Source organism: Staphylococcus pasteuri (genome assembly GCF_003970495.1).
Lineage (GTDB): Bacteria > Bacillota > Bacilli > Staphylococcales > Staphylococcaceae > Staphylococcus > Staphylococcus pasteuri.
In genome coordinates this window covers 1-23,983 of record NZ_RXWW01000035.1, presented here as the reverse complement: position 1 = coordinate 23,983, position 23,983 = coordinate 1, and the positions used below count along the sequence as shown (strand labels likewise).

Sequence of the window (23,983 nt, the reverse complement as noted above, 5' to 3'; positions counted from 1 at the left end):
ATATTATATGTCTAAATAAATATTCCTCTCCAATAGCTACACATAGGAAATAAAATGTTATTAAATAGTCTTTAGTAATAAATGACATAAAAATAAAACATAAAAATATTAACAGACATTTGTTCACATTAATAGATAAACCTTCAACACTATTTAACTTAAAAAGTTTAATAAAAAGAATTGGTATTATTATAAAACTTATTATAAATGATAGTAGTGTACATAGTTGAAGTACAAATTCATTTTTTATTAATATAGAAAAAATGCCTATGGAAATACTTAATGAAGCAGAGGAAAATATTACTAATAAAATAGAGAATAAGATGATTTTTATCTTATTCTCTAAAGTAGGTGTATTAATTACCATTTAACACGTCTGCCTCTATAGCCAATATGAAAGCGTCCAATTGATACATGTAATAATTTGAATAAACTTTCCATTTTAATCCCTCCCTTTAGTTGTTATAATTATTGTATAATATTTATATAAAATTGTCTACATTATTATTCTTTAATATACTTCTATTCCTCAAATAAAAAACGGTTAGTGACCCTATGATCACTAACCGCTAATTTTATATAAAAACTCCAATAAAAAACACCTTACATCTTGGTAAGGTGTTAGTTAATAAAGTCAATTTTTACAATCTATTTATTATAGTTTTACAACGTTCGCAGCTTGTGGTCCGCGGTCGCCTTCAACTACTTCAAATTCAACTGATTGACCTTCTTCTAATGATTTGTAACCATCTTGGTTAATTGCTGAGAAATGTACGAATACGTCGTTTTCTCCTTCAACTTCGATGAAGCCGAATCCTTTTTCAGCGTTAAACCATTTAACTGTACCTTGTTTCATAATCTGAAACCTCCAAGACTAAAATTCATTCAATATGCGTTATTCGCATATTACAAAAAATACATGGTCTAATTAGTCATAACGATAATAGCAAATACTTTTTGCAATATGGAATAAAACTATTGCTTAATTAATATTATAGTTTAAAAATAGCAAAATTGCAATACAATTATAGGAAATTATCATTTAAACTATTTTTGGAAGATTATAATATACTTCATTATTTTTTAAAACAATAAAACTATAAAATATTTGTAAATCTTCATCACAATCTTCGCAGAAATTTAAATCACAATTATTGTAAAATGCGTACATATTATATTTTCCCATTACACAGTTATCATAATAGGCTTGGCAAGCTTTAATTAAATCTTGATATTCTTCTAACATCTCATCATATGATGAAAACTCAGATTGCTTTACGATTTTTTCTGGCCAATCTTCAAATAACCACCAACCCTCGTAGTCAGCTCTAATTTTTGCAACTGTCCACATATGTATCCCCTTCTTTGTATAATTCTATATGCTAATTTTAACTTGTTGTATAACAAAATCAAGTTTGAAGACTCATACTTTTGGCCGATACGTAGTGTAGTTATTATTAGTTTTTTTAACGTTTTATCCTTATAATGATATTAAGAGGTGATTATGGTGGAACGCAAACATATACAAGTATTCGGCACAGTTCAAGGTGTCGGTTTTAGATTTTATACACAGAAAATAGCAAATCAACATGATATTAAAGGAACAGTACAAAATGTTGATGATTATGTAGATATATATGCACAAGGAGATACAGAAAGTTTAGATCAATTTATTAATAGTGTTGTTTCAGGTGCTTCTCCTGCCTCAAATGTAACCAATTATGATATTGAAACACTTGATGTTGATGAATCATTGAAAGATTTTAAAACGATTTAAACTAATTTAAAAAGGAAGATGGCAGTTGAGATATAATATTTCAAGAATATTTGGAATGATGGTAGGTATTCCTGTAGCGATTATTGCTTGGATGATTAGTATCTTTGGATTAGATCTGTCATTTATCATAGATGCTGTTATTGGTTTGGGTGGGTTTATAGTGTCATACTTCCCTACCCAACGGCTAACATCACGGAAGTATTTAAATGAAATAGGTTTAACTAGAAGAGAATATAGATATGTTAGAGGTCAATTGAATCAATCGCAGGCTAAAATTCGAATGATTTTAAAATCATTTATTAATATTCGATCTATTAAAGACTTCAGACAAGTAAATGATATCTATAGAATATCTCGCTCTATTTATATGAGTGTGAAACAACGTCCAGGTATGTTTTTTAAAGTAGAAGGATTTTTCTATTCACATATAGATAATGCTTTGAATTTAGTGGATTCGTATACTAGATTAACGAAAATGCCCAAGAAATCACATGAAGAAAAGCAAAAGTTAGAACAAACGCGTATTACTCTTGATGAGGTTAAACGCACATTAGTAGCAGACTTAAAGCAATTAAATGAAGAAGATTATGAACGATTAGATGTCGAAATGGAATTAAACAAATTAGAGCAACAACGTAGACAAAAATAATATAGAAAGGAGCATTAATGGCTATGTCAAATGAACTAGAACGTGAGGCCTCACATCCTCTTGATCAGTATATTAATAATCAAACTGGGCAATCAAATACAGTTGTCGAAGATTTTGAACATCAATTTACTGAGAAAGACCAACAAAAAATCAATCAAATTAGCGAGCAAATTAAACCGCTAGATCATGATGGCTTATTATCATTTGGTACTAATTTACAACAAAATATGTCTCAATTCTCTCATCAAATGTTAGATGATGTTCAATCTAAAGACATGGGACCTGTCGGTGACTCATTAAATCAATTGATGAGTAAGTTAAAATCAGTTAATCCAAATGATTTAGACCCAAGCAAACAATCTAAATTAAAACGTATCTTTAGAAGAACTCAAGCCTCAATTAATGAAATATTTTCCAAAATGCAATCTGTTAGTTCTCAAATTGATCGTATAACAATTCAGTTGGAAAAGCATAAAGGTAATTTAACAAAAGATATCGATTTATTAGATGGATTATATGACCAAAACAAACAATATTTTGATGAAGTAACGGTATATATTGCAGCTGCTCAACGTAAAAAACAAGAGATACGACAAACAACGATTCCCAATTTACAACATAAAGCAGAACAATCAGGTAATCAAATGGATATACAAGCAGTTGCAGATATGGAACAATTTGTAGATAGATTAGAAAAAAGAATTTATGATTTACAACTTTCAAGACAAATTGCAATACAAACTGCCCCACAAATCCGTATGATTCAAAATGTTAATCAGGCCTTAGCTGAAAAAATTCAAAGTTCGATTTTAACAAGTATTCCACTTTGGAAAAATCAAATGGCTATTGCCCTAACGCTCATGCGACAAAGAAATGCAGTATCTGCACAACGCGCAGTCACAGATACTACGAACGATCTACTAACTCAAAATGCAGCGATGTTAAAACAAAATGCTATTGAAACAGCCACAGAAAATGAACGTGGTGTTGTAGATATTGAAACATTAAAACAAACTCAAAGTGATATTATTGATACAATCGAGCAAACATTGCAAATTCAGCATGATGGTCGACAAAAACGACAAGCTGCCGAAAAAGAACTATCAGGCTTAGAAAATGATTTAAAACAACATCTATTATCAATGAGAAAAGAATAGCACAAAGCATGATAAATAAAGAAGCCAGTAAAATGAGTTTTAAAATGACTCATTTTACTGGCTATTTTTCTATGATTTATTCTTTTTGATACACGATAGGTTGTTGTTTTATAAATGCACCGATAATATATGCAATAATTGTTGTAATAACAGCAATTGGGAACCATTCTAATGAATAATCTTTTAACCAAAGATAATCCATAAAGTTAAGTTTTAACCACCCTTGTGTGTGAATTACACTTAAAATCGATACGATTGCAACTACTATAACAGTAATTTGTTGTGTAATTGGCTTTGTTGGAATAAATCTAGCTAATAATATTAATAAAACTACTGTAATCGCTACAGGATAGATGACACTAAGAACGGGTTGTGACATCGTAATCACTGCATTTAAACCTTGATTAGCAATAATAAAGCTAACAATTGTAAAGAACACAACATATGTCTTATAAGATATTTTAGGAATAATTCGATGGAAATATTCACTAACAGCTACAATTAATCCACAAGCCGTTGTTAAGCAAGCTAATGCCACAATAATACCTAATAAATACTTACCAAATGTTCCGAAACCAGTTGATGCCATAGTAGTTAATAAAAATGTACCTACATTTTGGTCTTTTGCAGCTAAAGATTTTAATTTTGCGTCTGAGACATCGATATGGTTTCCGATAAAACCAAGTGATATGTAAATAAAAACTAATGCTACAGCTGCTATTAATCCGGCAATTAATGTTTGTTTAAAAATTTTATCAGCGTGGTTCACACCAGTAGCCTTTATCGCATTAACTACAATCATAGAAAATGCAATTGCAGCAATAGCATCCATAGTTAAGTAACCTTGAGTAAAGCCTTGTGAAAAACTACCGATATTATTGTTAAACAGTTCTGTTTTACCGTGACTTGAAGAATGACTACTAAAATCAATAAACCCTTTAATAATCATAGCTAATATAGTTATTAATAATAAAGGTGTTAATAATGAACCTATACGATCAACCATTTTATTAGGATTGATACATAAATATAATACGATAATGAAATAAATTAACGTAAAAATAAATAATGTTAGATTACCATGTGAATGTGCAATTGGAGTTATTGTCATCTCAAATGATGTTGATGCCGTACGAGGTATGGCGAACAAAGGTCCAATTGTAAGATAAATAACAATTAAAAAAATAATTGAAAATATAGGTGAAATTTTATTAAATGCGCCAATATAACCTTGTTTATCAAGTGCACCAACCACGACGCCAAGTAAAGGCAATCCTATCCCAGTTAATGCAAAAGCGAGAATCGCAGGCCAGAAAAAGTGTCCACTATCTAATCCTAAATTCGTTGGGAAGATTAAATTACCTGCACCAAAGAACATAGCAAATAGCATGAACCCTACAATCCATGTATTCTTATTCATAATGCTGCTCCTTTATAATTAAATATGCAACATTAAATATTCTAGCATAAATATAATTTGTAAGTCTATATAATTTCAGAAAATTTAAACACTTACTTCATTTAAATTTCATAATTAGACAAATTTTTAAAAAGATTTAAGTAAGAGTTTTTTCAATAATGGAGATAATAAACTAGGAAGATGTTCTACACCTTCAACAAATATAGAATACTGACCATAGATATTATGAATCGTTTGTTCTATATCTTCTGTTATTGGCTCCTGACTTAAAAATACATTAAAGACTTCAATACCATATTTTCTTGCATTTTCCACTGCTTCATAAGTATCTATAATACCATCTTGACTGTAATTATATGCAGAAGGTTCCCCATCTGAAAAGACAATTAAAAATCGTTGGTTATGACTGCGTCGAATCAGTCTATCGCTAGCAACGCGTATGGCTACACCATCACGATTATCATCTTGTGGTTCTAGTGCCATAATACGAGGACCATCTTTTTTCATTGTAGAATAATCATAATGAATGATTTCATCAAAAATATTGGGTTGCTTAGAATCATCAGCGTCGAAAGCATCCTCATTAAATGCAAGTATCTCATGTTTAACATTTAATTCTCGTAATGTTTCATGGAAAAGTACAACGCCTTTTATCGTTTCATCCATTTTGTCATGCATGCTTGCAGAAGCATCAATTAATAAAGTGAACGTTGCATCAAACGATTGACTTAAGTCCTGTTTTTTATAAAATAATTTGTATTGATCATCTATAAACCAATTAATTAAGTCTTTTTGTAGTCGACCTTTAGTTAAATTATGACGTTCATCTTGATGTTCTCTTTCGATTGTCTTTTTAATAATTTTAATTAAATCTTTAATTTCAAATTGAACATCATGTTTAACGTCTTCATATAATTGAAGATATTCAGGTAAAATATCAGGGAATTTCCACTCAATTTCGACATTTTGATTGATACCTTCTAATACGAATGCACTATTTTGTCCAATAAACCCGCCTTCTTCACGGTCTAATGTATTTTGTGATCCTTTCCCTTTTTTGGTCATCATGTCTGTCATATCATCAGACGAGTCGCCTTCTCTAGCAGTATCATTATCTGCCATAACATCACTATTTTCACCTTCATGAAGTTCCATTTCTAAATAAGCGCCACCTTCAGATTGACTGTCTGCAGATTTAGTTTCAGCTTCTGCCGTAACTGCATCAGTATCTTCTTGTGTTTGATCATGACCATCAGTATTTGCTGCATCTGTACGTTTCAAATCTTCGAATGTTTCAGCTTGAATATCTTCGTATAAATTTTTAGGAATATAATAATATTCGTTTAACATATCTTCTTTCAATAAATCGTCAACTTGATATAAGATTCGTTCTGCCAAATACATATTGTCTTCTGAAGATTGGTTCTGGAAAAAATTAGGTAAATATTGATACATATTTACTAATACATCATCGAATTTAGGGTGAATTGATGGAATATCAAAGAAGTTTTGATTTATAAAAGCATGTTCTAAATATAAAAATAATAAGTCTGTATATAGTGTTTTTGTTTTGTATACATTAATTTGTGATTCAGTAAATGTGAGTCTAGTTTTCAAGCGTAAATCAATATATTTTGCTGTGCTTGGTCGCATAGTTTTGATTTCATTAAAAATACGCATATCTTCCAATAATTTGAATAATTGTTGGAAAAATTTAGGATGATTAAATTCATCGTTATGAAGTACTTCATTAGTAATATCTACATCCATCATATAATATCCATAAGCAGCTAACATAACATCCGTTTTTAGACCTGCTTCTTCAACGGGTTTTGAGCGATGAGACCAAAACCAACTAGTAATTAATGTATTGTTAAATGGATTATAAAAAGGGAATTTTTGAATTTTGACTTGCGTTTGTTCATTTTTTAAAAGTAAACGTGCTAAGTCTTGCAACATCATAACCTGTTTAGCATCTAATTGTTCATCGTTAAATTTTATGAAACGGTCGCTCATAATTATCCCTCTCTAAAAGTTAAGTTCTATTGCGTTAATAATTGCTTGTTGTTCTCTTTCATCTTCAAGTTTATCGATGATTGTACGTTTGATGGCACGTTCAATTGGCATTACTGTAATTAAATCACTTAAGTCAATGAGTGCACGAATACTAGCTGCTTCTTCAGAAATTTGACCTTGTTTTGACATTGTGCGTAAATCTTCATTGAATTTAATAATTTGTTTGATGATGGCATCATCTTGTAAACGACTTTGCTCTTTAATAACGTTGCTTAGAATATCTCCATCAATATAATCCACTTGGATAACTACGAAACGGTTCTTAAGTGCTTCGTTCATTGGTAATGTACCGACATAGCCTTCATTAATTGCTGCAATAACGTTGAATCCTGGTTTAGCTTGAATCACTTCACCTGTGAATGGATTCGTAATACGACGACGATAGTCTAACACACCATTAAGAATTGGTAATGTTTCGGGTTTAGCCATGTTAATTTCATCAATATATAGAATGTGGCCTTCTTTCATAGCTTTGATTACTGGTCCATCTATAAATACGATTTCTTGATGACCTTGTTCGTTAGTTTTGATTGTTTTAAAGCCTAATAAACTTTCAGCATCTAAATCAACTGAACAGTTGACTTGATACATCGGTGTATCTACAACTTCGCTCAATGTTTCAGCTAGTTTAGTTTTACCGGAACCAGTAGGTCCTTTTAATAATATATTTTTATTTAAATCAAATAGTGCTTTCGCATCGTTAAATACGGAAACATCTGAGTTTTTATATTGTGATTGTGCCATTATTTGCATGCTCCTTTTTAATATGAAAAAGACTAAGACATGTGGGTTGTACTTTCCAATTGTCTTAGTCTTGTTGACTATTGTTTTATCTACTTTTAGTAAAGTTAATTTTAAAATATTATGAAATTAAACTTCTTTAAAGTAAGTTTTATAATAGCCACCAACTAAACCAGAATTATCGATGATTTGATAATATTCTTCTGTTTCATTTATTACATCGTACTGTTTACCAACAGTTAACATATCAGATACAGTAAATTTTTTAGCATCTGTATTCGTAACCTCAACTTTTTTAATTGGTGTGCGTTCTTTCCACGTTTCATGTAACATCTATTGTTCCCTACCTTTATGAATATTTAAGTTATTTATCTAGTGTGTATATAAATGAAATACCACTATTTTCAGTGATTCTTAATGATTCGGAATCATCTTGTTGTAATGTTTGATATGGAATGCCAATTTCTTCTAAAGTTTGTTTAGCATTTTCAAAATCAGCTTTACTATTTGTTGAAAATTCAACCTGTTCTATCATTTCATTTTCTTGATTAGTAATTTCGTTCTCTGCTTCATACAAATGAAGCTCGCCTCCAAGTTCACCTTCACCTATTTTAAATACTTGAATGGCTTGAGTAGCTTCTTCAGAAGGAAGATATTCAGCAAATATATGTAAACCAAATACTTTATTAAGAATTGAAGCTGTAATAGATAATTCATTCACTTTAAGAATAACAGGTCCTAAACCTTGAATTTGATGTAATGGATTTACAGTACTTTCAAATGATGGCATACCTAAAGGGACACCTGTATTATGTTCGTTAGAATAGATATCAAACAATTGTTGGTTATGATCCTCAAAGTTAAAATGCATATTACCATTGAGTTCAGTAATTGAGCTAAAAGATATTTGATGTTGATTTAATATATCTTGATATTCATCCAAACCAGAATCTGACGGTGTTCTTAATCCTACACTATCTATATGTGAATTTTGATAGTCATTGTTTGGAACTTCAACAAAATGTATACGTGTTCCTGGATTTAAATCAGCATCGCCAAATCTTAATGCGTTGTCGCCTTTCTCAGATGAATTTAAACCTAATATATTTTCGAATAATTCTTTCGTTTTAGATAAGTCACTTGTACCTAACGTGACGCTTCTAATTCCACTCATCTACTGACACCCCTAATCATTTATCTTTACTCTATTATTATAACGTATTTTAACTGTGATTTATATGATGAACTCTAAGAGAAAATGACTTGAAACGTATATAAAATTCAAAATACTCACCATGTATAAAGTTGTTTGTAATTAATTTTTCATATTTGATCAAAAATTCATTTTGGTATTATTGAGAAAGTATATTAAAATGTAAATATAGAGATTAGTGAAGGAGGCATATCATATGTCCAGTATGTGGATTATATTTGCGATTACTGTATTAATTGCTGTTTATTCAGGTATACAAGTTTTTACAAATTTACAAAATAAACAAAAACCAAGTTTTAAATATTTCCTAATTGCTTTTGTTGTGTTTCTTATTTTAGCAATTATTGAAGTCTTCATGCTTTATTAAAATATAATTATAAAACGTCCTAATCTTTGAATGATGTTAATAGCGATACCATAAGATATGCTTTTTAACAGTCAAATTCAAACAGTATTAGGACGTTCTTTTATAGATACTCGGTTTTAGAGAAAATATAATAAAGTAAGGTAGAGCTTAAAATAATATATAACACAAACCATATATTTAATAATAAAAAATCAGTTGATAAAATTTTAGTTAAAGATAGTTGATAATATTGTATAACATCACCAATTGGTGGGATAATCCATAAAACGAATTTTGATATTGGATAATGTTGAATAACTGTATGTCTTAATATTGATAATAAGACAATCAATATTAATAATAACCAACTATATCTTTTTGATAGTATGTTTTGAGTTTTAATAACGGCTCCAATAATCATTCCTATAATGATGACAAGTATATGTAGATAAAGACCTAAAAATAATTTAGATATTGTTAGATGTTCAGAAAAACTGTGCAATATTATTGGATATATTATAGAAAACAAAATCAGTGGAATCATAATAATAAAACTGAATATCAATTTGTTAGTTAGATACTTTAATTTAGATTGATTTTGAATAAATAGTAATTGTCTTTCAGTATTTGACTCTAATTTAAAATTATTAATAGTTAACCAAGCGGCAACTGGTAACAATATGATAGTGGCTGAGGCGTAAGCTGAAAGTACAGGTTGCCCACTATATACATATAACAGAATAGTCCAAACGATAAATAATGCATAAGGAGGAATATATGTATAAGAACGTATCAATTTCTTAAATTGATAATTGAACATTGTCATTAAATGTCACTCCCCTCTTTTACCTTTTTAATTGGAAAGCCTGCTTTGATTAATTCCAAAAGTATTGCATTCGTTTGTTTATCTTCAATTTTAATATTGAAAGTATCATCTTTATCATTTTCTAGTTTTGTTAATTTAAATTGTTGAGCGATTTCACTATAGAATTGCTTGAATTTTAATTCATCACTTGCTTGAACAGTTATAATTTTATAATGATATTGTTTGTCACTAAGCTTTGTTAATTGATTGGTCTCAATATTGTAAATATGAGTGATAATATTGTTATGAATATGCGCTTCGTGTGAAGTTAAAATAATTGTTGCAGTATGTTTTAATTTATACAATATATGAATTAAATAGTTTAGAGAACTATCATCTAGTCCATTAAAAGGCTCATCTAAAATGTATACATCTGCTTCCGCTAATAAACATTGTAATATATTAACCTTTTGTTGAGTTCCCTTTGAACAATCTTTAATTTTTTGATTTAAAAATGGAGTTAATTGAAATTTATCTAATGCAGTATTAAGAAATGAGTCATTTTTGTTTAAGTTATATGTATGAATCAGATATTTAATATATTCAGCTATCGTTAAATTAAGATAAGGAGGAAATGCATCTGGAACATAACTCACAGTACCATTAACATTAATTGATCCAGTTGAAGGTTTTAAAAGTTGGGCAATCATTTTCAAAGTAATACTTTTGCCTGTTCCATTATGTCCTTGTATAAGCGTAATCGTATGTTGAGGGATAGACATAGATATCCCCTTTATTATTTCTTTATGATTTATCGTTTTATATATTTTATCCGCAACAATAGCATCTGTATTCATCATTTTCACCTTATCATTCATTACTTAATTTCATTATTAAAATCATATTATCATTCAACATTTAAAAGTGATATACAACTATAGTATTAATTATAAAAAAACAACGGAGAAACGAATCCCCGTTGTTTTTATTTTATTCAATTTACGAATATAAAATTAAGATTCTAATAATAAATCTTCAGGATTTTCAATTAATTCTTTAATTGTTTTTAGGAATCCTACTGCTTCTTTACCATCGATGATTCTGTGGTCATAACTTAAAGCAATGTACATCATTGGACGATTTTCAATTGTATCTTTATCGATTGCAATTGGACGTGTAATGATTGAGTGCATACCTAAAATTGCAGCTTGGCTACCATTAATAATTGGTGTACTCATCATTGAACCGAAGATACCACCATTAGTAATAGTAAATGAACCGTTAACCATATCGTCTAAGCCTAATTTTTTGTCGCGTGCTTTAACAGCTAAGTTTGCGATTTCTTCTTCGATTTCAGCGAAGTTTTTCTTATCACAATCTCTTACGAATGGTACTAGTAATCCATCTTCAGTAGAAACGGCAATACCAATATCATAGTATTGTTTAGTAATCATGTCTTCGCCATCAATTTCAGCGTTAACTTCAGGATATTTTTTAAGTGCAGCTACTGCAGCTTTAGTGAAGAATGACATGAAACCTAATTTAGTACCATCGTGATCTTTAATGAATTGTTCTTTCTTACGTTTACGTAAATCCATAACGTTAGTCATATCAACTTCATTGAAAGTTGTTAACATTGCTGTGTTATTAGATACTTCTAATAATTTTTTAGCAGCTGTTTTCTTTCTACGTGACATTTTTTCACGAATAACTGGTTTAGATGGTTTGTCGCTTGATTTTTTAGCTTCATTACCAGAAGGTTTGTTATCACTTTGTGATGATTGTTGTTGGTTTTGATTGTTATTAATATCTTCTTTTCTTACAACGTCGTTTGATTTTCCAGCCACTTCGTTTAAGTCAACGCCATTTGCACGTGCATGACGACGCGCTGAAGGTGTTGCTTTAACAAATTGGTTATTAGATGAATCATCTTGTGATTGATCAGATGATTGATTATTATCATTTGATTGTTGAGTTGTTTCTTTAGCTTGTTGATCGTCTTTATTAGTTTCATCATTATTTTGTGGAGTTTGATTGTCTGATGAACCACTTGAAGCATTACCACTTCCTTCACCAACAACTGCGATAGCTTGACCTACTTCAACTGTGTCGCCTTCGTTAGCAAGTTGTTCTGATAATACACCTGCTTCTTCTGATACAACTTCTACGTTAACTTTATCTGTTTCTAATTCAAGAATAGCTTCACCTTTATCTACGCTATCTCCAACATTTTTTAACCATTCTGCAATGGTACCTTCTGTAATTGATTCTGCTAATTCTGGAACTTTAACCTCTGGCATTTTATTTTTCCCCCTATTTATTTAGTAATGCTACTTTCAATAATATTATTTTGAACAAGTTTGTGGATTTCACCGTCACCTTCAGCTGGTGCTGCCCTTTGGATTCTTCCATGATAACTTAAATTATATTTATCGCCAACAAGTGATTTAAGGTATGGATAAACGAATAACCATGCACCTTGGTTTTTAGGTTCTTCTTGTACCCAAGACACTGTCTCAAGGTTTGGTAATTCATCGAAAATAGCTTTAATTTCATCTTCTGGGAATGGATATAATCTTTCGACAGCTACAAGTAATACAGACTCATCTGGATTTTTAGCTAAATATTCTTTTAAGTCTATAAATACTTTACCTGACGCTAAAATAACTTTTTTCACTTTATTTGCATCATATTCTTCAGCAAGAACTGGTTGGAAACCACCAGATGTAAACTCATTAATTGGTTTAGCCACTGTTTTATTACGTAATAAACTTTTAGGTGACATTACAATCAATGGTCTCATTTCTTCAGAATCTAAACTTGCTGCTTGTGCACGTAATAAATGGAAGTAGTTACTTGCACTAGATAAATTAACTACAGTACTGTTATTTTCAGCTGCAAGTTGTAAAAATCTTTCAAGACGTGCTGATGAATGTTCTGGACCTTGTCCTTCATAAGAATGTGGTAAGAACAATGTTAAACCTGAACGTTCGCCCCATTTTGCACGTGCGCTTGATAAGAAGTTATCAAACATCATTTGAGCCATGTTTGAGAAGTCCCCGTATTGTGCTTCCCAAATATTAAAGCTACCTTTATTTTCAACATTATAACCATATTCGAAACCTACAACTGCTGCTTCTGATAATGGTGAATTATGAATGTCGAATGTCGCTTTTTGGTCAGGTACATGATGTAACGGAGTATATGTGTCCCCATTTTCTTCATCGTGTAGTACCGCATGACGGTGACTGAATGTACCTCTTTCACTATCTTGACCAGTTAATCGAATTGACGTTCCATCTTGTAAAATTGTAGCAAAAGCAAGTTGTTCAGCTTGAGCCCAATCAACTAAGCCATCTTCTTTTTCAAATGGTTCTCTACGTTTTTCAAGAACTTTATTTAGTTTTTTCAGAACGTTGAAATCTTCAGGATAAGTTAACATTGCATCATTGATTTCTTTTAAGTGATCGAATGAGAATTCTTTATCATCACTTTGCAATGGTTGTTGTAATGCCTCAGGTTTTTCCATATCTGGATTATCCATTTTATCTGATTTGTCGATTTTGTCATGCGCTGCACGCATTTCTTTTTGAACGTTATCAATGATTTGATTCATTTCGTCTTCACTGATAATGCCTTCTTCGACTAATTTCTTACCATAAACAAGTTCTACAGAATCATGCTTGCGGATATTGTGATATGGTAATGGATTTGTGATAGATGGTTCATCCATTTCATTATGTCCATAACGTCTGTAACCAACTAAATCAATTACGACATCTTTGTGGAATTCTTTACGGAATTCCATTGCAATATCAATCGCTTCGATTGTTGCCTCTACGTCATCAGCATTAACATGTAAAATTGGCACGTCATAGCCTTTTGCAACGTCAGTAGAATATGTTGTTGAGCGACCATCTGTTGGTTCAGTAGTGAAACCAATTCTATTATTTGTAACGATGTGCAATGAACCACCTGTAGAATAACCTTCAAGATCTCCTAAGTTCATTGTTTCAAAGTTAATACCTTGACCTGGATATGCTGCATCACCATGAATAATAATTGGCATCGCTCTATGGAAGTCAGTTTGTGGTGCACCAGCTTGTTGAGTATTATCTTGGGCAGCACGCGTACGACCTTCAACAACGGGTGCTACAATTTCCAAATGACTTGGATTATTTGCTAGAGCAATTCGTTGTTCAATACCGTATGAGTCAGTTGTTTTAATACCGCCTAAGTGATATTTAACATCGCCTGTCCAACCAGCTGTTAGTTCTAAACTACCGTCTTCTGGTAAGAACTTCATTGGATCAGTATGCATGAATTCTGAAATCATCATTTCATAAGGTTTTTCTAAAACGTGAGTCAATACATTTAATCGACCACGGTGTGCCATACCAATTTGAATATTAGTAATACCTTCTTCACCAGCACGAGTGATTGTTTGTTGTAACATTGGAACTAACGTATCAACACCTTCGATTGAAAAACGTTTAGCACCTACAAAGTTTTTGTGTAAATATTTTTCGAATCCTTCTACATGAGCTAATTTGTTAAATAATTCTGTTTTTTGTTGATTATTTAATGTAGCTTTGTAAGGTGTTTCGATACGGCGTTTTAACCATACGCGCTCTTTATTATTATTAATGTGCGTGTATTCAAACGCAATTGGTCCTTTGTATCTTTTTTCCATACGAACAATGGCTTCATAAGCATTATCGTAAATATCAGTAAAATGTTCTGATACGATTCCAGCTGAAATGTTTTCCAAAGTGACTTGGTCTAAATCGAAATCTTCTATTTCTAATTTAGGAATATGTTTACGCTCTGGAGGATTGACTGGATAAATATCTGCTTTTAAATGTCCGTATTGTCTAATATTATCGATTAATCTCATGACACGTTTAATTGTGCTGTCACCAGATTGTGAACCACCGCCATTTGCGGCTGGTTTAGCCTCGATATGAGCTTCCCCTGTTTGAATTGTACTAAATAGGACTTGTAAATCTTCGGGTACTGATGAAGGATCTTGTAGATAATCATCATATAAATCTAGCATTAACCCTAGATTTGCGCCGAAGTTTACAGGTGCCTCTGTAACTTCTCTCTTGTCCTTTGTCATATTACACCCTCCACAAAAATGTTGAAACGCTTACAACACAATAATAGCATTATTTCAAATTTTGTTAAAGTGGATTTACCTATTATTGTAAAAAAACAGAACCAAGATAATTTTGGTTCTGAATTAATTGAAATATATGAATTGATCGGGTGAACGGTAGCTTAATATACATTTTGAATTTAAATAGTTAAATATAAGGATCAATGATATAAAGTCAACGTTTAATGATTTGTTTTTTAGAAGATAATTCTAAAGGTTGTAAATTGATTGACTTCACTTTCGACTTGAATGAATCCACCATTTAATTGAACAATTTTATCAGCAATTGATAAGCCTAAGCCATTACCACCTTGACTACGTGCACGCGATTTATCAACACGGTAGAAACGGTCGAATATAAATTCTAAATCTTGTTTTGGAATACCAAGACCATGGTCAGTGATTTCAATACTCGTTTGTTTATTTTTTAATTGAGTGCGGATTTGGATATATTTATTTTCATTATCATATTTCATCGCATTATCAATAAAAATTAAAATGAGTTGTTCAAATTGATGTCGATTCATTTGAAGTTTAATCGGCTTTTCATCTAAATCGATATCGAAAGTATAATCAGGATGTAATTGTTTTAAAGATTTAACTCTAGATAATATTTCAGAATTAATATCTACAAGTTCTTCTTGAGATTGTCCGCTATTTACATTATCTTTTGTTAATAAAAGTAATTCTTCTACAAGTTTAGTAATACGATTCATTTCTTCAAGTGAAATATTAAGAGATTCTTCTAATACTGCAGGATCTTTTTTCCCCCATCTTTGAATCAAGTTTAAATGACCTTGGATAATTTGTAGTGGCGTTCTAAGTTCATGAGACGCATCTTCCACAAATTGACGTTGCTGATTAAAAGATTCTTCAATATGAAACATCATTTCATTAAATGTGCATATTAGATTATCTGTTTCTTCGTAATTGGTAGTTAATTCTAGTTTGTTTTGGAAGCCATCACGTCGAATTTGATTCATCTTATTAGACATTGTGACAATTGGTTTTGTAATTTGAGATGAGAAAATGTAACTCACCATAGCTGTGACAAATGTCGCAATTAAACCAAATGCTATTGCAACAATATATAAAGATTGAACAAGATGTTCATAACTTTCTAATGAATGAACTAATATGCTATAACCATCGAACTTTTTGGAATGAATACGTTCAGTGATCACTAAGTAGTCAACGCCTTTATAATTAACGACTTTTACACGTTCTGGGTGTGATAGTCCTACATTTGAAGGTGTTGTAGGTAAATTTTCACTAGTTGTTTGAAGTAATTTTTTACCTTTATCATCAAATATAGATACTTCTTGAAAATTCTCTAATGACGCATTTAAGTCTAATGCAGATATATCTTCTGGTGGCTTAGAGTGTAATAAATTGATAATGTCATTGGAACTTTTCTCTGCTTCATCTAACTCACTATTATGTAGTGCTTCTTTCAGAAAAAAGATGATGATTAAACAAAATAGAACAATTGTGACAAACGTAATTAAAGTTGTAATTAACATCCATTTGTATTTGAGTTTTCGTTGTTTCATCATCGTATCACGTACCCAACACCGCGAACGGTTTCAATCACTTTATCTTTACCAAAAGGTTTGAGTTTATTTCTTAAATACCTGATATAAACATCTACTACATTGGTTTCAACTTCAGAATTATAACCCCAAACATGATCTAATATTTGTTCACGTTGTAATACGTGATTTCTATTTTCTGCCAGAATATAAAATAAATCATATTCAGTTTTAGTTAAGTCGAGTTGTGTACCATCAACTGTTACTTCGAATGCTTCTTTATCTAAAACAATACCATTAATATTAATAGTATCCTTTTGAGGTTGGCGTCGCAGAATTGCTCTAATACGAGCAAGTAATTCTTCAATATCAAATGGTTTAACAATATAATCATCGGCGCCATAATCCAGTCCAGCGACTTTATCATAAGTATCACTTTTAGCTGTAATAATAATTATAGGTATGGTTTGTTCTTGACGAATTTGTCTACATATCTCAAGTCCATTAATGTTTGGTAACATCAAATCTAAGATAATAAGATCATATGTTTTATTTAGTGCTTTTTCGAGACCAGTGGCACCATCATTTTCAATATCAACTTGATAATTTTCATGTGTTAATTCAAGTTCGATAAACCGAGCTAAATTTTGTTCATCTTCTACTAGTAAAATATTTGTCATTTTTGCACCTCTTAATATGACTATATATGTTTGAAATAAATATTTTGTATGTTATAAATATGTATCATAAATTAATAAATATGTAAAAGTTAATGTGATTATTTTTGTTTATGTCAAAGTGGCCTCATTTCAATGTCTTTTGTTATTAAGTAAAATATAAAAGTATTGTTTATACATCCTACTTTAAAACGTAATAATCTTAGGTAAATTGAAAGAGTTCAACGCATTATTATGTATTGTCATAACGAGTTATGTTGTTAACTAAATTTTATCATACTTTCAATGGTGTTATTATCAGTATTGAGAACTATTTTTGTAGGGATATTTAAGCAAAAATGCTTTGGTTGAGGGATTTCTTAATCCTTTTAATAATAAATCATAAAATTTTCAGGATTCTAATTGACAACGATTCTCAGTCGTGTATAATAATAATTGAAAATGATTATCAATACCAAAAAGAACTTTCCCCCCACATATATTTCGTTCTTATGTATTGGTCATTTTCATAATCCCTTTTATATGCCCGTAAAAGACTAACGTTGGAAACGACGTTCAAATAAAGTAGTAAACCTTTAGACACTTGAGGTTTACTACTTTTTTTACTCCCTCTTACGAATTGATTCGTTAGAGGGAGTTATGCATGAGGAAAGCTCATGCGAACCTAGAAACCTTACGAATTTATTCGTTAGAGGGAGTTATGCATGAGTAAGGCTCATGCGAACCTAGAAACCTTACGAATTGATTCGTTAGAGGGAGTTATGCATGAGAAAAGCTCATGCGAACCGAAGACCCTACGAATTTATTCGTTAGAGGGAGTTATGCATGAGTAAGGCTCATGCGAACCTAGAAACCTTACGAATTGATTCGTTAGAGGGAGTTATGCATGAGTAAACTCATGCGAACCGAAGAGTTATTAGAATTCAATCGTTAGAGAATTCTGTAAAAGTTGATTATAATTGATAATGTATCTCAATAATTTGTAATGATAAATCTATTGGAGGGAATTTAAATGTTTATTGCACAAGTTACTTTTTCTACATCAGATGAATCTGCAAAAGAAGTCTTATTAAAAAAAGCCAAAAATGCGAAATCTGACTTTGAAGGATTCGAAGGTTTGATTGATGCTGAAGTATGGAAAAATGAAACAAAATCAAAAGTAGAATATTCTATTGTATCAAAGTGGGATGAGAAAAAATCATTCCAAAATTGGGTGTCCAGACCAAGTCATGTTGAAGAACATAAAAAAATGAGAAAAGAAGAAAAAGAGCAACAAGACAGTCTCAAAAATAAAATAGAAAAAACTCTAAAACAGTATGAACTTTTTGATTAAAATCTATAGTGAATGATATTTAAAAAAAGAGCATTAAGATGACCTTGATTTCAATCATCTTAATGCTCTATTCTTTATGATATTAATATATTACATTGAAAAGTTAGCTAATGTAGTTATCCATTCCTGATGACCATTAATCATAGGATAAGTGTTGTCACTAGCCATGTCTTTCGCTGGTTTACCAATTTGTGATTCTTGAGTTAAAATTCTTAGTCTGTTATGGGATAATTTTTCAATAAGCCAAGCATGATAAACATCTAAGAATTCATCACCTGTTGCATTATTCCAGCCATGCCATGCGATTCTTGCGATATTATCTTCAACCATACATTCTTCAACTTCAGCTTCTATATCAAAACCGAATGTTTTAAATTTAAAACGTGTATTTTGTTTTAAAACTGGAGAATCTTGATTATACATATAAATATCGATACTATTTGAATAGTAATTTTCCCATTTAGAAGTGTTTAATAAACTCTCTATAACATTATCAAATGATAAATCTTTAACGATGATTTCATTTGAAGCAAAATTATCTGTTGTACCTGGTAACCATTTTTCTGGCCATTTAATTTCATTTAACATTTAAGTCATTCCTTCCCAATTGATTTTAATTAATAGTAGCATTACATATTTAACTTGAGAAGAACGCACTTTAATGTAAGATAGTATCCAAAAGGTAAGTATGGATTAATAGATACTAGCTATCTGTTGGCTTAACAATATAATCTCCCATAAACTCCTCTCCCCAATTACACATTTCATTTAAAATATGTTCCAATGTTTTTCCGTAGTCTGTCATATAATATTCTGTTTTAGGAGGTACTTCTGGGTAAATAACCTTCTCAATGAACCCTTCTTTTTGTAGTTCTTTAAGCTGTTGACTTAACATTTTTGGAGAAGCTTGAGGTAGTAATCGTTGGATTTCATTAAAACGTAAAGTATTATTTAGGAGGTACCACAATATAATAGGTTTATATTTTCCACCAATTAAACTAATTACTGCTTCTACTGGACAGTTATATGTTTTATGTGTCATCTTTTCGCTCCTTTCTTAGTTATATACATATATAGAAAAATGAGAGGAATATATCTAATGTTAATTTAGATATATGCCCCTCTGAGTAAAATAGTATCTCTTCAAATTTAAGTGCTTTGTAATTTATTGTTTAAGATCAATGTTGATAAAACAATACTAAAGGCTCCGCCTATAATACCAGCGATAATATCTGTTGGATAATGTACGCCTAGGTATACACGAGATGTTGATACCATTAATATTAGTGAGGCTGCCAAGCCAATAAGTACGCCTTTAGATAAACCTGAATCAGTTCTATTAAGAATATAAATGATACTACCAAAATAAGAAGTAGATCCCATTGCATGACCGCTTGGGAAACTAAAACCAGTAATATCGATTAAACGTAATAACGTTGGTCTTTCTCTATCAAAGATGTTTTTTAATACAGGGTTTATAATACTAGATAAACTCATCACAATTACAAAAAAGAGTGTTTCTATTCTTAAACGTTTTAACATTAAATAAGCGATTAGTATTAAAGATAAACATACCATTGCCCAAACTTCACCGAGTTTTGTTGCACCTAACATAATAGATGTAGTGATGAAGCTTTCTGAGGCATAAATGAACTCATATACTTCATTATCAATCCACTTACCTAATCGAGATTCGTGAAAGAATGCAATGATACCGAATATCAAAGTAAAAATGATAAGTAATGAAATTCGTTTTAATCGACTCATTGCAATATTCCCCCTATTGATTCAAAGCATCTTTGATAATTTTATCGTATATATCTTCTTTAGTGTAACTTTCTTTGTAAGTTTGCATTTGTTTAATGATGTCATCACGGTTAGATTCGATATGGTTAAGTTCTTGTATCAATCTTACTTGTGTAAGTTCATCTTCAGGAATAGCTCGACCATAACCTTTAGTTTCGAAGTTTTTCGCATTATCTATTTGGTCACCACGGGATTGATCTAAACCTAAAGGAATTAATAACATTGGTATTCTTAATGTTAAAAATTCATATATTGCATTTGAACCTGCACGACTGACAACAGTATCTGTAATAGCTAATAAATCTGTTAAATCATCTTTAACAAATTCAAACTGTATATATCCCTCTTTATTTATCGAATTATCTACTAATCCTTTACCTGTAAGATGAATAACTTGATATTGTTGTAATAAAGCTTCTAAATTTTCTCTTATAGCATCATTTAATTTTTTACTTCCTAAACTGCCACCCATAACAAGTAACACTTTTTTATCTTGTTTAAAATCAGTTAATTGGTAACCACGTTGTTTATCACCTTGTTTTAAATCTTCACGTACTGTTGCGCCAACAAAGTCTGCTTTGTCTTTAGGTAAGTAATTTAATGTATCTTCAAATGTTGTATAGATTTTTTTAGCAAATTTTAATGCAATTTTATTGGCTAAACCTGGTGTTAAATCTGACTCATGAATGATTGTAGGAATTTTTAAAGAACGGGCTGCAATCACTACTGGTACAGAAACAAATCCACCTTTAGAAAATAATAAATCTGGCTTTTGTTTTTTTAGAATTTTGCGAGCATCTAAAACACCTTTTAAAACTTTAAAGATGTCTTTAGCATTATCAAATGATAAATAGCGTCGTAATTTACCACTAGAAATTGGATAATATGGAATATTTGGTAATTGAGATTCAATCATTTCCCTTTCTATTCCAGATTTTGATCCAATATAAAAAGCTTCATCGCCTTTGTCTGTTGCAGTTGGAATCAGACTTAAGTTAACTGAAACGTGTCCAACTGTTCCTCCACCTGTAAATGCGATTTTAGTCATAGATATAACCTCTATTCTTATATGTTTTTATAATATGCGTAAAATGGTGCACCGCGATCGAAAGGATGATAATCAATTTCGGCTTCGCCCACTTTTGTAAAGCCAAATTTTTCGAATAATCCTTGAGCTGGTTTATTAAGTGCAAATGTATCAGTCAAAATGACATGAACACCGTGCTCTTCTGTCATATCTACTGCAAATTGGAATAATTCAGTAGCAGCACCTTTATAAGACTGAGAACCAGCTAAACGGTGTATCACATATGCCCCTTTACGATCAATAGGCCATTCTAGTTCATCATACCATTCTGATTGATTTTGGTCGATGACAATAAAACCATAAATTTCATTATCAACATCTAATACATAAAGTGTTTCAGATTCGATATCTTCTTCAAAATGTTCAGTGACAGGGTATTTGTCATCCCACTGATTATTGTTGAATTTCTCCATAATTTCTTTTGCTTCTTCTACTAAATTCTCAATACTTGAAAGATCATTTTTTGTTGCTAATCTAATCATAATCTAAAACACCTCTTTGTATTTATAGTTATAGGTTAAAAAGCTTTCATCATTTAATTCACATATTTTCATCTTTTTAAACTTATTTCAACTTCTTGATTAATTTATCTAAAACTGTGTCATTTTTATTAGATTTTTCGACTAATTTTAGAGTGAATTTATCATTTGTTTCTTTATCAAATTCACCTGTTACTTTTAAATTGTTGTCTTCTTGGAATTTCTTTATAGCCGATTCTAAGCTTGAATCAAATGTTTTAGATTCGTTATCAACTTTGAATCCTAATGCAGTTAACCCAATTTTCATTGTTTTAACATGCTTGCTTTCATCACCGATTTTATATGTTTTCTTATTAGGTATGACATTTAGAGATTGATATTTTGGAGTTTCTATTTTTACATCTGGTTGAATACCTTTACCATGAATATAATGGCCATCAGGTGTTAACCATTTCATTTCTGTATATTTCAATAGTGAACCATCATCAAATTCACGTGTTGTTTGAACAATACCTTTACCAAATGATTTAGAACCATAGACTTTAGCTTTGTGATAATCTTTGAGTGCGCCAGTGAATACTTCTGATGCACTTGCTGAACCTTCATTAATTAGGATTGAAACTTTCATGTCTTTTGCTTCTTTTAATGGGTCATTTTCTGTTTTAAGTTGTTGTTTGTCATCACCTTTTTGAAGTTGGACAACAGTTTTGTCTTTATCTATGAAAATATTTGCCATTTTCACAGCTTCATCTAATAATCCACCTGGATTGTTACGTAAATCTAAAACAATATCTCGTACACCTTGTTTGTGTGCTTTCTTGACAGCATTTTTAAGTTCGCCAGAAGTATTGTTTTGGAATTTATTAATTGTGATTACGCCAACATTATCTTTCTTCTCATATTCAACACTTTTAACATGAATAGTATCACGTTTAATTGAAATATCTTTTTCTACTGAGCCTCGTTTAATCGTTAAGACTACTTTTGTTCCTTTTTTACCTCTAACCATTTTGACGACTTCATCTAGTGGCTTATTCTTTATTGATTTATGATTAACTTTTGTAACAACATCTTTCGGTTTGATCCCTGCTTTTTCCGCTGGGGAGCCTTTCATAGGGCTAGTAATACTAATTTGATCGTTTTTCTTTTGCATTTCAGCGCCTATACCGACAAAATCACCGGACACACCTTCATTGAATGATTTCGTTTGTTCTTTAGTCATATATTCTGAATAAGGATCTTTTAATTCTTTAACCATACCGTCTATAGCTGCTTGTGATAGTTTGTCAGATTTTTGTTTTTTATAGTAATCTTTATTTAAAGTTTTATAAACATATTCAATCTTATGTAAATTTGCACGTTGTTCCTTATTTAAACCACTCATGTGATGACTGATTAGTATTGTTGCTGCAACGGTAATAGCCGCAGTTATAACGATAATACCTATTAGTAATGTAATCAGTTGCCATAATTTAAGATTAATTTGTTTTTTTGGTTTATCTTTCTTCTTATTTTGTATTGAATTTTGTTGCTCATCTGGCGTTTGATATTCTTTATTATTAGTCACATAATCACTCCTTTTAAAAATGGTGACAATTCAATTTGATGTCTTTGAGTGAAACATCTTTATGATAACTTTATCTTTATTTTAAATTCAATTTAATACATTTAATCATTTGCTTTCAAAATGATACTTACAGTATGTATGGATTATTCTTCAAAAT

At 30.7% G+C, this 23,983-nt stretch carries 24 protein-coding genes and 1 pseudogene; 5 read left to right on the top strand and 20 right to left on the bottom strand.

Annotated features, from left to right (window positions below):
* Positions 1-655 precede the first annotated feature (655 nt).
* Together cspA and msaA are read right to left on the bottom strand one after the other, a co-directional pair.
* Positions 656-856 (bottom strand): cold shock protein CspA, encoded by a 201-nt coding sequence (gene cspA / locus CD121_RS05725; protein ID WP_002433901.1) that lies wholly within the window; start codon positions 854-856, stop codon positions 656-658.
* A 186-nt stretch (positions 857-1,042) separates the two neighbouring features.
* Positions 1,043-1,351: a regulatory protein MsaA gene (gene msaA / locus CD121_RS05720; protein WP_017636529.1), complete on the bottom strand. Its 309-nt coding sequence runs from the start codon at positions 1,349-1,351 to the stop codon at positions 1,043-1,045.
* Positions 1,352-1,507: 156 nt separating this feature from the next.
* Here msaA and CD121_RS05715 point away from each other — a divergent pair, with 156 nt between their 5' ends.
* Genes CD121_RS05715 through CD121_RS05705 form a run of 3 tightly spaced genes read left to right on the top strand, consistent with a single transcriptional unit; the run spans position 1,508 to position 3,583 of the window.
* Complete coding sequence (locus CD121_RS05715; protein WP_026083438.1) at positions 1,508-1,777, top strand: acylphosphatase; 270 nt, start codon at positions 1,508-1,510, stop codon at positions 1,775-1,777.
* Positions 1,778-1,802: 25 nt separating this feature from the next.
* Positions 1,803-2,426, top strand: coding sequence for a 5-bromo-4-chloroindolyl phosphate hydrolysis family protein (locus CD121_RS05710; protein ID WP_126567624.1), 624 nt, complete (start codon positions 1,803-1,805; stop codon positions 2,424-2,426).
* Positions 2,427-2,449: 23 nt separating this feature from the next.
* On the top strand, positions 2,450-3,583 hold the full coding sequence (locus CD121_RS05705; RefSeq protein WP_029055361.1) for a toxic anion resistance protein: 1,134 nt from the start codon (positions 2,450-2,452) through the stop codon (positions 3,581-3,583).
* A gap of 76 nt (positions 3,584-3,659) precedes the next feature.
* Here the strand turns inward: CD121_RS05705 and brnQ3 are convergent, their stop codons facing one another.
* The 5 genes from brnQ3 to CD121_RS05680 form a co-directional block, all read right to left on the bottom strand.
* The gene (gene brnQ3, locus CD121_RS05700) at positions 3,660-5,003 is read right to left on the bottom strand and encodes a branched-chain amino acid-like transporter carrier protein BrnQ3 (protein ID WP_046466671.1); all 1,344 of its coding nucleotides are present in this window, start codon (positions 5,001-5,003) and stop codon (positions 3,660-3,662) included.
* A gap of 126 nt (positions 5,004-5,129) precedes the next feature.
* Positions 5,130-7,019 carry a vWA domain-containing protein gene (locus CD121_RS05695; RefSeq protein WP_126567623.1) on the bottom strand — a complete coding sequence of 630 codons (1,890 nt, stop codon included), beginning with the start codon at positions 7,017-7,019 and terminating at the stop codon, positions 5,130-5,132.
* 12 nt (positions 7,020-7,031) lie between these two features.
* On the bottom strand, positions 7,032-7,823 hold the full coding sequence (locus tag CD121_RS05690; protein ID WP_017636523.1) for an ATP-binding protein: 792 nt from the start codon (positions 7,821-7,823) through the stop codon (positions 7,032-7,034).
* A 126-nt stretch (positions 7,824-7,949) separates the two neighbouring features.
* On the bottom strand, positions 7,950-8,153 hold the full coding sequence (locus CD121_RS05685) for a DUF6501 family protein (protein WP_002451189.1): 204 nt from the start codon (positions 8,151-8,153) through the stop codon (positions 7,950-7,952).
* A gap of 31 nt (positions 8,154-8,184) precedes the next feature.
* Positions 8,185-8,994 (bottom strand): VOC family protein, encoded by an 810-nt coding sequence (locus CD121_RS05680; RefSeq protein WP_126567622.1) that lies wholly within the window; start codon positions 8,992-8,994, stop codon positions 8,185-8,187.
* Positions 8,995-9,229: 235 nt separating this feature from the next.
* On the opposite strand from CD121_RS05680, the gene CD121_RS05675 reads away from it, so the two are divergent.
* A complete protein-coding gene (locus tag CD121_RS05675; protein ID WP_029055356.1) occupies positions 9,230-9,400 on the top strand; it encodes a hypothetical protein in 171 nt (56 codons plus the stop codon).
* 100 nt (positions 9,401-9,500) lie between these two features.
* Here CD121_RS05675 and CD121_RS05670 read toward each other — a convergent pair whose 3' ends face one another.
* The 7 genes and pseudogenes from CD121_RS05670 to CD121_RS12390 form a co-directional block, all read right to left on the bottom strand.
* A complete protein-coding gene (locus tag CD121_RS05670; RefSeq protein WP_126567621.1) occupies positions 9,501-10,205 on the bottom strand; it encodes a hypothetical protein in 705 nt (234 codons plus the stop codon).
* Entirely contained in the window at positions 10,205-11,041 is an 837-nt protein-coding gene (locus CD121_RS05665; RefSeq protein WP_185817750.1) for an ATP-binding cassette domain-containing protein, read from the bottom strand. The genes CD121_RS05670 and CD121_RS05665 overlap by 1 nt, the downstream gene beginning before the upstream one ends.
* A 156-nt stretch (positions 11,042-11,197) precedes the next feature.
* Positions 11,198-12,484 (bottom strand): dihydrolipoyllysine-residue succinyltransferase, encoded by a 1,287-nt coding sequence (gene sucB / locus CD121_RS05660; RefSeq protein WP_029055355.1) that lies wholly within the window; start codon positions 12,482-12,484, stop codon positions 11,198-11,200.
* Positions 12,485-12,501: 17 nt separating this feature from the next.
* The gene (locus CD121_RS05655; RefSeq protein ID WP_126567619.1) at positions 12,502-15,306 is read right to left on the bottom strand and encodes a 2-oxoglutarate dehydrogenase E1 component; all 2,805 of its coding nucleotides are present in this window, start codon (positions 15,304-15,306) and stop codon (positions 12,502-12,504) included.
* 236 nt (positions 15,307-15,542) lie between these two features.
* Complete coding sequence (locus CD121_RS05650; RefSeq protein WP_126567618.1) at positions 15,543-16,901, bottom strand: HAMP domain-containing sensor histidine kinase; 1,359 nt, start codon at positions 16,899-16,901, stop codon at positions 15,543-15,545.
* Complete coding sequence (locus CD121_RS05645) at positions 16,898-17,557, bottom strand: response regulator transcription factor (protein ID WP_017638002.1); 660 nt, start codon at positions 17,555-17,557, stop codon at positions 16,898-16,900. The genes CD121_RS05650 and CD121_RS05645 overlap by 4 nt, the downstream gene beginning before the upstream one ends.
* A gap of 390 nt (positions 17,558-17,947) precedes the next feature.
* Positions 17,948-18,034 (bottom strand): annotated as a pseudogene (locus CD121_RS12390) (hypothetical protein); the annotation flags it as partial.
* Positions 18,035-18,566: 532 nt separating this feature from the next.
* On the opposite strand from CD121_RS12390, the gene CD121_RS05640 reads away from it, so the two are divergent.
* Positions 18,567-18,887: an antibiotic biosynthesis monooxygenase family protein gene (locus CD121_RS05640; RefSeq protein WP_126567617.1), complete on the top strand. Its 321-nt coding sequence runs from the start codon at positions 18,567-18,569 to the stop codon at positions 18,885-18,887.
* 90 nt (positions 18,888-18,977) lie between these two features.
* On the opposite strand, the gene CD121_RS05635 is transcribed toward CD121_RS05640, so the two are convergent.
* The 6 genes from CD121_RS05635 to CD121_RS05610 form a co-directional block, all read right to left on the bottom strand.
* The gene (locus CD121_RS05635) at positions 18,978-19,475 is read right to left on the bottom strand and encodes an SRPBCC family protein (protein WP_126567616.1); all 498 of its coding nucleotides are present in this window, start codon (positions 19,473-19,475) and stop codon (positions 18,978-18,980) included.
* Between the two features lie 115 nt (positions 19,476-19,590).
* On the bottom strand, positions 19,591-19,929 hold the full coding sequence (locus CD121_RS05630) for a winged helix-turn-helix transcriptional regulator (protein ID WP_029055352.1): 339 nt from the start codon (positions 19,927-19,929) through the stop codon (positions 19,591-19,593).
* A 107-nt stretch (positions 19,930-20,036) separates the two neighbouring features.
* Positions 20,037-20,654 (bottom strand): phosphatase PAP2 family protein, encoded by a 618-nt coding sequence (locus tag CD121_RS05625; RefSeq protein WP_117239043.1) that lies wholly within the window; start codon positions 20,652-20,654, stop codon positions 20,037-20,039.
* Positions 20,655-20,667: 13 nt separating this feature from the next.
* Complete coding sequence (gene murG, locus CD121_RS05620; protein WP_046466679.1) at positions 20,668-21,741, bottom strand: undecaprenyldiphospho-muramoylpentapeptide beta-N-acetylglucosaminyltransferase; 1,074 nt, start codon at positions 21,739-21,741, stop codon at positions 20,668-20,670.
* A 17-nt stretch (positions 21,742-21,758) separates the two neighbouring features.
* The gene (locus tag CD121_RS05615) at positions 21,759-22,262 is read right to left on the bottom strand and encodes a GNAT family N-acetyltransferase (RefSeq protein WP_017638009.1); all 504 of its coding nucleotides are present in this window, start codon (positions 22,260-22,262) and stop codon (positions 21,759-21,761) included.
* Positions 22,263-22,344: 82 nt separating this feature from the next.
* The gene (locus CD121_RS05610; RefSeq protein ID WP_232159772.1) at positions 22,345-23,778 is read right to left on the bottom strand and encodes a S41 family peptidase; all 1,434 of its coding nucleotides are present in this window, start codon (positions 23,776-23,778) and stop codon (positions 22,345-22,347) included.
* Positions 23,779-23,983: the final 205 nt, after the last annotated feature.

What these genes read in the sequence shown, in the direction of transcription:
- cspA (WP_002433901.1), bottom strand. Translation starts at nt 856, where the DNA reads ATGAAACAAGGTACAGTTAAATGGTTTAACGCTGAAAAAGGATTCGGC.
- CD121_RS05645 (WP_017638002.1), bottom strand. Translation starts at nt 17,557, where the DNA reads ATGACAAATATTTTACTAGTAGAAGATGAACAAAATTTAGCTCGGTTT.
- CD121_RS05635 (WP_126567616.1), bottom strand. Translation starts at nt 19,475, where the DNA reads ATGTTAAATGAAATTAAATGGCCAGAAAAATGGTTACCAGGTACAACA.
- CD121_RS05690 (WP_017636523.1), bottom strand. Translation starts at nt 7,823, where the DNA reads ATGGCACAATCACAATATAAAAACTCAGATGTTTCCGTATTTAACGAT.
- murG (WP_046466679.1), bottom strand. Translation starts at nt 21,741, where the DNA reads ATGACTAAAATCGCATTTACAGGTGGAGGAACAGTTGGACACGTTTCA.
- sucB (WP_029055355.1), bottom strand. Translation starts at nt 12,484, where the DNA reads ATGCCAGAGGTTAAAGTTCCAGAATTAGCAGAATCAATTACAGAAGGT.
- CD121_RS05705 (WP_029055361.1), top strand. Translation starts at nt 2,450, where the DNA reads ATGTCAAATGAACTAGAACGTGAGGCCTCACATCCTCTTGATCAGTAT.
- brnQ3 (WP_046466671.1), bottom strand. Translation starts at nt 5,003, where the DNA reads ATGAATAAGAATACATGGATTGTAGGGTTCATGCTATTTGCTATGTTC.
- CD121_RS05650 (WP_126567618.1), bottom strand. Translation starts at nt 16,901, where the DNA reads ATGATGAAACAACGAAAACTCAAATACAAATGGATGTTAATTACAACT.
- CD121_RS05655 (WP_126567619.1), bottom strand. Translation starts at nt 15,306, where the DNA reads ATGACAAAGGACAAGAGAGAAGTTACAGAGGCACCTGTAAACTTCGGC.
- CD121_RS05685 (WP_002451189.1), bottom strand. Translation starts at nt 8,153, where the DNA reads ATGTTACATGAAACGTGGAAAGAACGCACACCAATTAAAAAAGTTGAG.
- CD121_RS05640 (WP_126567617.1), top strand. Translation starts at nt 18,567, where the DNA reads ATGTTTATTGCACAAGTTACTTTTTCTACATCAGATGAATCTGCAAAA.
- CD121_RS05630 (WP_029055352.1), bottom strand. Translation starts at nt 19,929, where the DNA reads ATGACACATAAAACATATAACTGTCCAGTAGAAGCAGTAATTAGTTTA.
- CD121_RS05670 (WP_126567621.1), bottom strand. Translation starts at nt 10,205, where the DNA reads ATGACAATGTTCAATTATCAATTTAAGAAATTGATACGTTCTTATACA.
- msaA (WP_017636529.1), bottom strand. Translation starts at nt 1,351, where the DNA reads ATGTGGACAGTTGCAAAAATTAGAGCTGACTACGAGGGTTGGTGGTTA.
- CD121_RS05675 (WP_029055356.1), top strand. Translation starts at nt 9,230, where the DNA reads ATGTCCAGTATGTGGATTATATTTGCGATTACTGTATTAATTGCTGTT.
- CD121_RS05615 (WP_017638009.1), bottom strand. Translation starts at nt 22,262, where the DNA reads ATGATTAGATTAGCAACAAAAAATGATCTTTCAAGTATTGAGAATTTA.
- CD121_RS05680 (WP_126567622.1), bottom strand. Translation starts at nt 8,994, where the DNA reads ATGAGTGGAATTAGAAGCGTCACGTTAGGTACAAGTGACTTATCTAAA.
- CD121_RS05695 (WP_126567623.1), bottom strand. Translation starts at nt 7,019, where the DNA reads ATGAGCGACCGTTTCATAAAATTTAACGATGAACAATTAGATGCTAAA.
- CD121_RS05625 (WP_117239043.1), bottom strand. Translation starts at nt 20,654, where the DNA reads ATGAGTCGATTAAAACGAATTTCATTACTTATCATTTTTACTTTGATA.
- CD121_RS05665 (WP_185817750.1), bottom strand. Translation starts at nt 11,041, where the DNA reads ATGAATACAGATGCTATTGTTGCGGATAAAATATATAAAACGATAAAT.